The sequence below is a fragment of the Bradyrhizobium sp. S3.7.6 genome, from assembly GCF_054061875.1.
Window position 1 is genome coordinate 604,141 of sequence record NZ_JBSSEQ010000004.1, and the last position, 12,300, is coordinate 616,440.

At 60.4% G+C, this 12,300-nt stretch carries 12 protein-coding genes; 5 read left to right on the forward strand and 7 right to left on the reverse strand.

From position 1 onward, the window contains the following. The first annotated feature begins 96 nt into the window (after positions 1-96). Positions 97-426, forward strand: a complete 330-nt coding sequence (locus tag ACVJ5M_RS48680; protein WP_354100353.1) for a hypothetical protein — start codon at positions 97-99, stop codon at positions 424-426. Positions 427-552: 126 nt separating this feature from the next. Here ACVJ5M_RS48680 and ACVJ5M_RS48685 read toward each other — a convergent pair whose 3' ends face one another. After that, entirely contained in the window at positions 553-735 is a 183-nt protein-coding gene (locus tag ACVJ5M_RS48685) for a hypothetical protein (RefSeq protein ID WP_354100352.1), read from the reverse strand. Positions 736-877: 142 nt separating this feature from the next. Between ACVJ5M_RS48685 and ACVJ5M_RS48690 the strand changes: the two genes are divergently transcribed. After that, on the forward strand, positions 878-1,516 hold the full coding sequence (locus ACVJ5M_RS48690; RefSeq protein WP_354100351.1) for a response regulator transcription factor: 639 nt from the start codon (positions 878-880) through the stop codon (positions 1,514-1,516). Positions 1,517-1,814: 298 nt separating this feature from the next. On the opposite strand, the gene ACVJ5M_RS48695 is transcribed toward ACVJ5M_RS48690, so the two are convergent. Continuing rightward, complete coding sequence (locus ACVJ5M_RS48695) at positions 1,815-2,015, reverse strand: hypothetical protein (protein WP_283017265.1); 201 nt, start codon at positions 2,013-2,015, stop codon at positions 1,815-1,817. Between the two features lie 1,683 nt (positions 2,016-3,698). On the opposite strand from ACVJ5M_RS48695, the gene ACVJ5M_RS48700 reads away from it, so the two are divergent. After that, the gene (locus ACVJ5M_RS48700) at positions 3,699-3,932 is read left to right on the forward strand and encodes a hypothetical protein (RefSeq protein WP_354100350.1); all 234 of its coding nucleotides are present in this window, start codon (positions 3,699-3,701) and stop codon (positions 3,930-3,932) included. A 128-nt stretch (positions 3,933-4,060) separates the two neighbouring features. Here ACVJ5M_RS48700 and ACVJ5M_RS48705 read toward each other — a convergent pair whose 3' ends face one another. Beyond that, positions 4,061-4,318 carry a hypothetical protein gene (locus ACVJ5M_RS48705; protein WP_135217021.1) on the reverse strand — a complete coding sequence of 86 codons (258 nt, stop codon included), beginning with the start codon at positions 4,316-4,318 and terminating at the stop codon, positions 4,061-4,063. A gap of 633 nt (positions 4,319-4,951) precedes the next feature. Between ACVJ5M_RS48705 and ACVJ5M_RS48710 the strand changes: the two genes are divergently transcribed. Then, the gene (locus tag ACVJ5M_RS48710) at positions 4,952-6,769 is read left to right on the forward strand and encodes a hypothetical protein (protein WP_354100349.1); all 1,818 of its coding nucleotides are present in this window, start codon (positions 4,952-4,954) and stop codon (positions 6,767-6,769) included. A 638-nt stretch (positions 6,770-7,407) separates the two neighbouring features. Here the strand turns inward: ACVJ5M_RS48710 and ACVJ5M_RS48715 are convergent. The 4 genes from ACVJ5M_RS48715 to ACVJ5M_RS48730 all read right to left on the reverse strand — a co-directional run bounded on the left by ACVJ5M_RS48715 (position 7,408) and on the right by ACVJ5M_RS48730 (position 11,178). Beyond that, a complete protein-coding gene (locus ACVJ5M_RS48715) occupies positions 7,408-7,983 on the reverse strand; it encodes an integrase family protein (RefSeq protein ID WP_354100348.1) in 576 nt (191 codons plus the stop codon). Between the two features lie 702 nt (positions 7,984-8,685). Continuing rightward, complete coding sequence (locus ACVJ5M_RS48720) at positions 8,686-9,054, reverse strand: nuclear transport factor 2 family protein (RefSeq protein ID WP_162479057.1); 369 nt, start codon at positions 9,052-9,054, stop codon at positions 8,686-8,688. 242 nt (positions 9,055-9,296) lie between these two features. Continuing rightward, the gene (locus ACVJ5M_RS48725; protein WP_162479056.1) at positions 9,297-10,409 is read right to left on the reverse strand and encodes an alkene reductase; all 1,113 of its coding nucleotides are present in this window, start codon (positions 10,407-10,409) and stop codon (positions 9,297-9,299) included. Between the two features lie 19 nt (positions 10,410-10,428). Further along, positions 10,429-11,178: an SDR family oxidoreductase gene (locus tag ACVJ5M_RS48730; protein ID WP_162479055.1), complete on the reverse strand. Its 750-nt coding sequence runs from the start codon at positions 11,176-11,178 to the stop codon at positions 10,429-10,431. 86 nt (positions 11,179-11,264) lie between these two features. Here ACVJ5M_RS48730 and ACVJ5M_RS48735 point away from each other — a divergent pair, with 86 nt between their 5' ends. After that, positions 11,265-12,296 (forward strand): LysR family transcriptional regulator, encoded by a 1,032-nt coding sequence (locus tag ACVJ5M_RS48735; protein WP_162479054.1) that lies wholly within the window; start codon positions 11,265-11,267, stop codon positions 12,294-12,296. Positions 12,297-12,300: the final 4 nt, after the last annotated feature.

The window sequence follows — 12,300 nt, forward strand, 5'->3', positions numbered from 1 at the left end:
GCGTCGAGATGACGTTGGCGGGGAGCATCGAGAGAAGGCGGACCCTCCCCAGGTCGTTAGGGTCCTTCCGATAAGGCGTATTGGTGCCGGGACCGCGTGACCGCGCCCCTTCAGCATATTTGCGTTTTTCGTTTTTCGATGTTTGTTTGCCGCATCTGCCTTTCAAAGGCTCGCGAGATGGCGCGTGATCTGTTCGAGGCCACGATGCAGAGATGGGCGCGGCTCAACCCAGCGCAGCGCGAGCGGTTCTTCCAGGCGGGCCTGAAGGCGGCGCTGCGCCTTGAGCGCCAGGAATTCCGCGAATGGCTCATGCGCCGGCTGATCGAACCACCGCTCGCCCCGCCGGTCGATCCGGCCCGCTTCGCAATTTCGAAGGCCGACGTTGCGCTGCTCATGAAGTCGGCGCGCGAAGCACCGCTCAAATAAGCGTCCGAAGTTTCCCGGCGCGCTAGAGGCGTCTCTGGAGCGGCTCGTGCACCGGGTCTTCCGCCGTTCTGATCGCCGATCACTCGTCGCGGGTATGACCCCACTTTTGGAGCGGCCATCACGTCATCATTGCGACACGGTCCGAGCCACCACGACCGTGATCCGCGCCGACTTGACGACGCCGTCCTGCGAAAACGGCGAAGCATGTTCAACCTGATGCCTTTCGCGTCCGCTCTGATGCGTTCGACATCGTGCGTCGACGAACCGGGTGATCATCTCCACGAAGCGCGCTTGGTCGCGCTCATTCATGGCCGCCATCCCAGGTCTGGCACAAAGTGCATATACCCCTCTCAGTGGAGCAGACCAGCCATGCCCTAGAGAACCAACAAAGGTAACTTACTCAGCGTGACTTGGTCGATACGCTCCACCTGTGACAGAGGAAGTGGCTGGGTTGGCGGGGTGGGTGCATATTGTTGACGACGATGCGGCATTCGCGAAAGCGATGGAAAGACGGCTGAGACTCGCCGGGTACGACGTCGCGGTCTATGCGACGGCGCAAGAGTTACTGGATCGCTTGCCCAGCGACAGCATTCCGGGGTGCATCCTTCTCGACGTGCAAATCCCCGACTTGGACGGTCCGGGACTGCAAAGAAGATTAGGCGAAGTCGACTCCACATTACCGATCATATTTCTCACTGGCTATGCCGACATCCCGGCGACGGTGCGCGCCATCAAGGCGGGTGCAGAGGATTTTTTTACGAAGCCGGTTTCATCCGACGACCTTCTCCCGGCCATTGAACGTGCGCTTGCACATCACCAGACGCTCAACGAGCGACGGAGCAAACTAGAGGCAGCTCGCGGCCGTCTCGCGACGCTGACCCCGCGCGAGCGGCAGGTTTTCGAACTGGTCATTCGCGGCAAACTCAACAAGCAGATCGCCCACACGCTGGGAGCGACCGAGCGGACCATCAAGGCCCATCGCCACATGGTGATGGAGAAGATGCAGGCTCAGAGCTTGGCGGAGCTTGTTTCGCTGGCCGAGCGGGTCGGCATTTTGAGCGACCACAACCGTGTCCAACCGACGACTTAGTTGGCCAAGATCGCGCCCAGCGTCATCGCCAGATCGTGGAGGTTATCGCAACCACACCAAGAGCGGCGATTGCCCAGATCAGAGCATTGATCCGCAAGAACTGAGCGCGTGGCATGATGCACCTCATGGGGCCGGATGGGACCGGGAACGGCGAAGCAGTTGAGCCATCAACTCAGGAAACAAGGCCACGGGAAAGATGTCCCGAAGGACAACGTCCGAAGAGCGGCAGGCGACGATAACGGGCGTCCCGCCACCCACCATGGGACCACGGGAGGTTCGCGCCGTCGTCATCACTGTCTCAATCTTCCTTTGGCTGCACGTCGTCGGGGTACACGTCTGGCGGTTGGACGGTCACTGGCGGGGATAGCTCGCCAGCTTCGTCTTTAAGTTTGGAGGCGGCTTCAATAAGCCCGACAGCAACAGCCGGATCGGAGGTGGCCTTTGCCATTTTCAGCAGCGCCGCTGCCGCTTCGCGCGCGTGGTAGTGGTTTTTGGACAAGGTTCGCCAGCCCCAAAGTTTGGCGCACTAACGCTGCAGCCTGAGTTTCCGTTCCGCAGCGAAAGTATAAAAGTGAACCGAAGAAAGCGGATTCGTCAGACACCAAGGTCACAGGACGGCCCGAACAACCCCGCCAGCGCCCAAGAGGGCAATCCGGTCGATCGCATGCGCGGACTCGCAGGGGACGCCCTGGTGGGCGTCTGTCCCGTCGCACATGTGAAGACGCGCACGGCCCGCAGACGCACCAGAGCGCGTCCCAAACGCGTTAGATCGCGTCCCTGAGAGGGATCAGTGCCTGAAGATCGGGAGGTTGCAACCACAGCCAGAAGCCCTGCGATCTTTCCTGTGCAAAGCCGTGCGCGCTGTTGTCTGGAACGTATATCGCTGGCGGCCTCGCCGTCGAGAAACGTCGCTTGAGAAATGCGATAACCAATTGAAACAACACGGTCTTTCTGATTGATCCGAATTATCGATCGACGTTGTTGCACAAGTCGAAAATCGAACAACCGTAAAAATCGCGAAAGCTAATCTCAAGGCCTCTCCGCTGCTGCATCGGTTGTCAGTGCCATTATGGAGATCGGGGATCGATTTTGGATCAGTCGATATGATCCCTCACGTCGGCGCCCGCAAAACGAATTAGTGGTTCTAAGAATTTTTGTTCGACGCACCAAAAAGAGTTTTGCAACAATATCCTCCGAAAGCGGACTCCAATCTGCGCATTGAGTACATGCCCTGCCTACTTGACCCATCCCGGTCGGGGGTCTTCGGCTTCAGGCTTTGCTTCACCGGTTGTTCACTGGCACCTTTGCTACCCGTCGCGAATGTTACAGTGTCTTCGTCGCAACACCTCTTTTGTTTCATTCGGAGGAGCATACTTTGGACTCGCGCTCCGATTTGCTCGGTGCAAGCTTTGCGATGGACCGGGCGGGCCGATTGAGCAAGCAATCAATACTGAGGAGCCCGGCAATCCCGCAGGGCGCGAATGCTCTGCGGGAATTCCGGTAGTCGGAGAGGCAAAAAATGACGTTCAGGTCGTTGCTCATTCTCGTCGCCATCTGCTTTTCGACAACAGCGCTCGCTCAGAGCGCGTCCCCAAAGGTAGGCAACAGGCCGGCGGTTCAGGCAAAGCCGAAAGAGCAGACCGGCTGCAAACTCGTTGGAACGGTCCGAGGCACAAAGCTATGGGCCGGTGATTGTGTAGGAGTTGAGCTGCTCAAGGGCACGACGGAAACGCCCCCGCCCGATCAGAAGGAATGAAAGCGGCCCCGGCGGGGGCTGGCCTTCGCGCGGGGCCGCTCACTCCCCTGCACGCAAATCTATCGTAACTGTAAAAATTCGCACCAGGCACGCCATCCTGGCATGGGCGCAAGTGCATGAAATTATGGAAGCAGCGCTAACGCGATGAAGACAACGATGCTTTCACGAACGGCCCTCTTGCGCGAAGTCCGCTTTTCCAGCGTGCAGCTCGTTACTTTAAGTTTCCGGCAGTCGATACCAGCGCGTGTCACGAAACGGTCGCATGGAACTCTTAAGCGGAATTAAGACTTTGCCCGAGTTTTGGTTAGCGAGTGTGGTTTCCACGCTACGGCCGCTCCGCCTTGTCTCATCTACCAATACAGTTGGAGTCGCAGGCATTCCTGCCTAGCCCCTTCGGGGACAACGGAAGCGGATTTGAGGAAAGCAATGAAGAAGATTTTGGTAAGCGCTATTGGCGCAATGGCGCTGGCGGCTAGAAAAACCCTGGCCGACAAAGAACACTTTCTTGAATTTGACGTTGATGTCGAACGCCGCGCCGCCACCATCTGCATAGATGCGGCATTATACGGACCGCCGTTGTACACCACGTTCTCAACGCGCTTATCGCCTCAATATCTAGCCACCTTACCGGAGCGAGCCAAGGCAGTCGGCGATTACTGACCCGGCCGGAGCTACAGGCGGTTGGCGGGAGAGACCTTTGTCGGGGTTCGTGCGATTGTCGACGACGACGCGCGTCGGCCGCAAGCCACCACGCCCAACCGTTGATGTCCAGTTGTGCAATCGTCGATTTACGGAACTTCGCGGCGCGAGATGCGCATTTCCAAATTGGCGCGCGGGATCATCTGATCTGCAATCGTGAGCGCCGGACCATGCGCAGCAAGAGTTTCAAAGGTCTCGGGCTGATATTGACGACCAGCCGCGTCAGTTATGTACACGTCCCAACCCGCGTCGTGAAGCGCGAGCGCGCGCTCGACTGCTGAACGAGAATTAATTCTCAACGTCTGTTGGACGTTTCCGTCCTTTGACGAGTGGATCGTGAAGGTCAAGGCCACCTCCTCGCTTCCCTGCAGATGGAGCCCAACACATCGGGCAAACGACAACAAGAAAATTGCATCTCGCAATGCGGCGGCTGACTGAGCAAGCGCAAAACGCTGGGCCGAGCGCCTCGATATCTTTGGCCAAAAGCTCGTGCTCCGCGAGCTGGGAGCGCATTGCCGATGAGGGCCGCGCGCTGCTGACGTCACTTGAGCAGTCGGCACCTGTGGTTGCCGAGGACGTCGTGGCGAATTGATAGAGGCGACGAGCGAGCGTGCGCCGCTGCCGACATCGCCTCAGCGCCGAAGAGCTAGCAGCAAGAAAGGCCGGAAGCGCCAACCTGAGGCGCAGCGACGCCCGGCCTAATCCATGACAAAATGGGTTAGCCGGAAATATTGATTCTATTCAGCTGTCGGTCGGCGCGCGGCGAAAGTTCCTCAAATAGCCGGACTACGATTTCTTTAATTCGCGAAACGCAATCGGTCAGCATCGCTGTCCCCTGCGTTGCCCGCTTGCCACAGCGGCCAACATTAATGGCATTGTCAGTGTGCTTGTCACAGTTGCGGCGTTTCGCGCAGTGATCGTCGCGCTTTGTCACCTTTTCCGCGACGGCGCGCAGACACGCAACTAGGACGGAGGTAAACTTGAAACTGCGCAGGTCGTGCGAATTGCTCGCGGCCCTAGCGTCAAGTTGGACCCCTCACCTTGCCGTTTTCTTGGCTTGTGGTTTTCTCGCCGGCACGCCGCAAGCCGCTCGCGCGCAGGCGTGCAACACAACCAACAATCCCCCTGGCGGTATTCTTCAGAGCGGTGGGCCGCCCTGCACGGTCAACAGCCCTGTGAACACCGGCTTTGGGACAGCGGTCAGCGCGACTAGCAACGCCAATGTTACGCTCACGACAAACGCCCCCGTGACGGCCAATGGCGGCGGAACAGGCATTAGCGCCAGCACGGGCGCAATGGTCACGGCGAACGGCAACGTCAACGCCGCCGATACCGCCCTCACCGCAGTCAGTGGTGCCACCATCACTGCCAACAATATCGCGCTGGGGAACACCGGCGGCGGCGCGAGGGCCGTGATCTCCAACAATGCGTCGATCTTCCTGAACAACGTCACCATGACCTGGCCCAACGGCTTTGGCCAACCTCTGGTGCAGGCGACGAACGGCGGACTTATCCAACTCACCAATTCGTCGATCAACATTCCAAGCGGCACCGTGCCCAGCGTACTGAATGCCGACGGCACCGGAAGTCGGATCATCGCCAATAATTCGCTGACTATCCAGATCGGAGCGGCGGGTCCCATCACGGGACTGGGACTGGGCAATGGAAACAGCGCAGTCAGGGCACAGGCCGGCGGAACAGTCGAAATTCGCGACGGTGGCAGCGTCACGATGCTCCAGGGAGGTGGTAATACGGGTTTGTTGGCTACCGGAACAGGCAGCTCAATCTCGGCCAACAATTTGGTCATACAGGACGGCACCGGCGGCGGTGACGCCGGCGCACTCGCTACCGCCGGCGGCCGGGTAACCTTGACGGGTGGCACCATTACCGTTCCGGGTGTCGGCGGCGGCGAGGCGGGACTGGCGGCCATCGGCGCTGGCAGCTCGGCCACGGCGACCAATGTGACAATCCAGGTCTCAGGCGCCGCTGGGGATGCCGGAGTGAATGCACAGACAGGCGGAGCCGTCACGACGAGCGGCGGCTCTGTGTCCGTCGTCAACGGGGCGGGCGGGCTGTTGCAAGGCGGTGGCACTGCAACAATGGTCGGCACCAATGTGACCGCTTCGGGTAGCGGCGGCTTCGGCTTTCTGTTCAACAGCGGCGGCAACGCGAACACGCTGACCTACAGCAATGGCACCATTACGGCCAGCGGCGCGTCCTTCTCGGTGCAAGGCTCTACGGCTAACATCAGTCTCACCAATACGATTGCGGTCGCGAACAACAATACCCTGCTTGAGACGCTGTCGTCGGGCAACAGTACCTTCAACGCGGCGGCATCGACCTTGAGGGGGGTGATCACAACAGATCCCAGCGTCGCCACGGTTAATCTCACGCAAGGGACCGTCTGGACGATGACGGGTAATTCGATCGCCACCAACGTCACCAACAACAACAGCCAGATCATCTACGCTGCGCCAACCAGCGATCCAACACAGCTGTCGAGCTACAAGACGCTGACAGCGAATAGCTACGGTGGCACCGGCGGCACCATCACGATGAATACCTATCTAGGGAACGACGGCGCGCCGTCCGATAGGCTGGTCATCAACGGCGGCACGGCCACAGGCTCGACCGGGCTCAAAATTGTGAACACGACCGGCCCCGGCGCCCATTGCCGCCCGCATAACCTTTCGAGCCGGTGGTCGCAGTTCCACTCGCCGCCGAGCCGCTGCTGCTCGATCCACTCGCACTCTGGGCCGAAGCGAGCGAAGAGCCGCCAACGAGCAAGATCAAGATAACTGCGATGTGGTTCAAGAGCTGTCCTCTACTTGAATGACCGCTCAATGGGCTGCACCTCCGAAAGTTCCTAGGGACCTCCCGCTCTCCAAGCCACCACGTTGATGGTGGATCGCTCCCCGAATCTTGCTGCGCCGGAGCTCCAGGAGGTGGCCTCGCTTACGGATAGCCCCACACCGCCGAGCAATCCTTACGTCGTGCACCGGCCGCCTCAGGATCCAGTGCCGCCGGTGGCTAATCCGAACAAGGCGGCCTCCACTCAAGAATTAGGGGCGCGCGATTCACATAGGTTATGGAAAGGATTTATTAACCGGGACAAAGTGGCATTCCGGGGCTGGTTAAGCCATTTCATTTCGGAATTATTGAAACCCGGAAAGCGTGAGGGGCCGCTGTGGACGACAGCGGTCCTTCTTTGTTGTGCGAGCTACTTCGGTGCCTGCGAGCCCGGGAACCGCAGCCCCTCGCTCACATGCAATCCAGTCTCGGCTTGTCTGGCTTTGCGGTGGATAGAGACCGACACCAATTCCGCTTCTGGCCTTGAGCCAGCCGTTTGCCGAGCGCCCTGCTACTCTTGGGGCAGACCGGGAGCCTTGGATCGGACGCAACCAACGCTTTTGACCCTCACTGTTGGCTCGACGGCCTATCCTGTCCTCCGGTCCTCAAATTGGGTCACATTGGCGCCGGTCAGGAATACGGCCCAATCCTTCATTAGCGCCCGGCGCTTTTCGAGCTTTTGATCTCGTTGATAGGCTGCGGTCGTCTCGCTCTTGTATTTGTGGGCCAGTGCAGCTTCGCGTACGCCATCCGGATAGTCGGTGCATTCCTCGGCCCAAGTTGCGAAGGTCGACCGGAATCCGTGCACCGTTACACGTCCGTATGCGTAGCGCTTGAGCGAGGACGGCCACTGATCGCGATGCTTCTCGCTCCAGCTCGACCAGTTCGCCCGGATGTAGGCTTCCGCGCATTCTTCGAACGTCGGCAACACAACCTTTGCCTCGACGGCTTTCATTTCGTCGCGTGCTTTTCGCCTCTCCTGCACGATATCCACGCCGGCGGTGCTGCGATCGCCCTTTACGCGCAGCCGAGCCGCATCGCGCGCAAGACGTGCGTCCTTGAGCGACACGTCCTTCAACGAGCCCAGGCCGTGCCAGCGCTCTTTGCCGTCTTTCCAATATCTGTATGACCAGCTCTTCGATGTTGGGCCGGTGATGATCAAGTAGAGCCCAGCACCATCAGCGTCCGGGCTTGGTTTGGCGTTCTATGTCGAGTGGTTTGAGCCTTCCAGCCATTGTTCCTCCAGGAAAACCGTCCTCCGAACCCACGGGTAAAAACTACGGTTAGTGAGCAGATTAGGAAGAACACCGACGAACTGCGAAGTACAGCTTTTCGGCGCAAGTCACTGATTTTGCTGTGGAGTCCGAATGACTACGAACAGAGGAGAACAATTTACTGGCGGAGAGAGTGGGAATCTCACCCCCGATGCCAGAAACGCGCGAAAACCCGCGGTAAACAAGGATTCCTAAAAAGCCCGGCCGAGTTTTGTGACCACCTCTGTGTACCACTCGCGCGGCCGATTCGGCGGTCAAACTCGATTGATTTCGAGTGTCTGAAGGCGGTCGGGGCGGACGACGCGGCCGTTACTGAACGTTCGAACGCACGCTCGTGTGTTGACGTTCGACCAGGTCGTCGATCAACCCGCGCCGGGCAGCTTGTAACGCACCAGCAGGACGAATGTCGCCATGCTCAGCAGCACGCGTGAATCACACGTCCTCGCGCAGCCCTTAAAGACCCTTCGAATATGATTTCGTAAATCCATCGGGATCCGGACGGCACCTTCTCAGAAAAGCTGGGACGGTGCTTTCGTCCCCTGCGTCCCGAAGAGCGAATGCTTCGCCGGAACGACGACATCCGAGCAGGTTCAGGACGACGGATTCAGCATGACCCAGAGGCGCGAGATGCGGCCTTCGACGATTTCGGCGACGTCCATTCCCGTGACGGCGACGGGGCCGTCCTTCGGGCCGGCGTGCCAGTGAAGACACCCGATATCGTGGTGACCGACGGCAATTCCATCGGGCACGAACGTGAAGGTCGGTCCGAACCGCTCGAGAAGTTCGCCTGCGATCCGCGCGATCTCGTTTCTCCCGCGCACGATTGCTGTCGGCTCGTACATCACGGGCTCCTCCACGTAGAGGTCAGCTATCGCCGCCTTTCGCTTGCCGGAGTCGCGCTCGTTGAACACGTGCTCGAGATTCGGTCGCAACAAGTGGTCGTAGTCGAGTTCCGTCATTTTCGTATCCTTTCGATAGCGGTTGGGGCCGCAGCGGCTTTGAAAGTTTCGGCGCGATAGAGCGAGGTGGGAACGAAAGAGAGCGCCGCGCCAGCGGAGTCCACTCGCTGATGAGTTCGACGGCGCATGCCGTCGCGAAGAGCCCCGCAAGGCCGCCCCCCCTCGCGATCGTCCGCGCGGCAACGTCCATCTTCCGGATCACCGCCAGGAGCCGGGAAACGCGCAGTTTCGAGAGACGTCTTTCATGCGTTGCCCTTCGCAGCTGGCGCCGCCAAATCCTGGCCGGCAGCCGGATAATCCGTGTAGCCCTTCGTATCTTGCGTAAACCACGTTTCACGGTCATCCGGAGAAAGGGGGAGTCCGCTTGCGATGCGCTCGACGAGATCCGGGTTTGAAATGAAGGGCCGACCGAAAGCTATGGCGTCGCCGGCGCCGGCATCGATTTCGGCTTGAGCGCGGACGGGGTCGAAGTCGGAGTTGAGGATGAGCGTTCCTTTGAAATGCGGGCGTATCTGGGCGGCCAGCGGGTGCAGATAGCCGACGCCGAAGGTGCCGTCCAATGGTGGTTCCCGGAGTTCGAGATGTGCAATTCCGATGGACGACAGAACTTCTGCTGCGGAGCAGAAGAGCGGAAGGGGATCGCTGTCCCGCACACCCTGCGTCTCTCCGTTCGGAGAAAGGCGTACCCCCGTGCGCTCTACGCCGACTTCGTGGGCGACGGCTTCGGTCACTTCGCGCAGCAGGCGGATCCTGTTTTGGATCGGCCCTCCGTAGCCGTCGCTCCGGAAGTTGGCGCTGTCCCGCAGGAATTGGTCGATCAGATAGCCATTCGAGGCGTGAAGCTGGATGCCGTCGAACCCGGCCTCGATCGCGTTGCGCGCGCCCGCGCGGAAATCCTGCAGCAGTCTGGGGATCTCGTCCGCGCGCAGAGAGCGCGCAGCCGTGTACGGTTGAGTACCCGCGTAGGTGTGGGCATGACCCGGCGCCTTCGTCACCGAAGCGGATACCGGTTGGGCATCCTCCAGGAAACTCGGGTGCACGACACGGCCCATATGCCAAAGCTGCGCGATGATCCGTCCGCCGGCTTCGTGCACGGCGTCGGTGACCATCGCCCAGCCGGCGACCTGCTCGGCCGTCCAAAGGCCGGTCGCGAAGGGCCAACCTAGTCCCTCTCGGCTGACCCCGATCGCTTCGGTGATGATCAGGCCGGCCGATGCCCGCTGGGAATAGTAGGTCGCCATGATGGGCGTCGGCACATGCCCGCGCGTGCCCCGGGCCCGGGTCATGGGCGCCATGATGATACGGTTGGGTGCCTCGATCGCACCGATCTTTATCGGATCCAGGAGACTCGGCATGCTCATCCTCGTCGGCGGATCAGACCAGGCGGGCGCCGCCGTCGATGTGCAGCGTCTCCCCGGTCATGAAGCCGTTGCTCATCAGGAAGACGACCGCCGCGCCGACTTCGTCCGCAGTGCCGATACGCTTCAAGGGGAGCTTCTCCGCGAGCGCTGCGACGTATCCATCGCGACCCTCCCCGAGGACCTTTCCGAGCAAGGGCGTGTCGACTGTGCCGGGAGAGATGGCATTCACCCTACGAGGGGCAAGTTCGAGCGCCAGTCCGCGCGCGAACGCCTCCATGGCCGCAGATGCGGCGGCCAAAATGGCCGTGCCGAAGGTATTTGGCCTATCCGCCAAGATGCCCGAGATCAGCGTGACCGAGGCATCGGAAGAGAGGCGGGTGCCAAGCGACTGGATCGCATAGGAGGCTGCCCAGATTCGCTCGTCAAAGGCTTTGCGCAGGTATTCGATATCAGCGTCCACGACCTTGCCCGCCACGAACGAGCCTGCAAGCAGGACCAGATGGTCGACATGGGGAATGTCAGCCAAGGCTGCCTTCACGGCGTCCCCTTTGGTGACATCGACCGCGCGCCAACCAACAAAACCGTACTGCGCCGCGGTCTTCTTGGCCTTCTCCGCGTCCATACCGATCACAAACACTCCGGCTCCCGCCGCCTTTGCGCGAATGGCTGCCGACAGCCCGATTCCCGACGTACCGCCGAAAACGACCACGACCTTCCCATTGAGATTGGCTTCGAGCCGAACCGGTGAGATGGCATCGGGCATGGCTTCCTCCGTTGCGTTAACGATGCCGTCAGAGTAGTTCATTCCGCCGATTTGAAAATCATGCCGTTAAGCACTACACTTGTTCCATGACAGAACATATCGGCTTGGACCGTCTGACCGGGATTGTGGCGTTCGCTCGGGCGGCGTCCTTGGGAAGCTACACGGCCGCGGCAAGATCCTTGGGAATTTCCCCGTCGGCCGTGAGCAAGAGCGTTCAGAGACTGGAGCAGCAGTTGGGTCTTCGGCTGTTCAGCCGAACGACACGCTCGCTGGTACTGACGCCAGAAGGCAGTAACCTGCACGAGCGGGCGCTGCGGCTCCTGAAGGAAGTCGAGGACATCCACCAGGCGGCGGTCGCGGCGAGATCCGAGCCATCCGGCACGCTCAAGATCACGGCGTCGGTTCCGGTGGGGGTACATCTCATCGCGCCCCTTCTCCCGCGATTTCGGGATCGCTTTCCGAAGGTATCGATCGACCTGAGGCTCGGCGATCGCTTCATCGACCTCATCGAAGAGGGCATCGACATCGCGATCCGCGTCGGTGACCTCGGAGATTCGCGTCTGATCTCGAAGCATTTGGCGCCGCACCGCGTCTGCGCGTTCGCCTCACCGGAGTATCTGAAGCGGCGGGGAACGCCAGTGCATCCCGACGAACTGGTCGAGCACGATTGCATCAACTTCCGCTATCAGAGTTCGGGACAATCGCTGCGCTGGCCCTTCAAGGACGGCGAGCGGGTCCTCGAATTCATACCCGAAGCGAAGATCGTCGCCGACGCAAGCGATGCGGTAGCGGCAATTCTGATCGCCGGCGGCGGCATCGGTATTTCGCCGACCTACGTCGCGGCGGGCTACGTCAAACGCGGTCTGCTCGTGCCGGTGCTCATCGACTACACTTACGAACGATCCAACATATCGGCGGTCTGGCCCGAGAGCAGACGCGGAAACCCCAACGTCAAAGCCTTCATGTCACTGCTGTTCGAGGCGTTCCGTACTCCCCCGCCGTGGGACGAGGAGCTCGGTATCGAGCTACGTCGCACTCCGAAATCGATGCTCAGGATCCGGACACCTGCCGCCCTCGAGACGAAACGTGGTCGCAGCCGCCGTACAGCGGACAGATAGACCT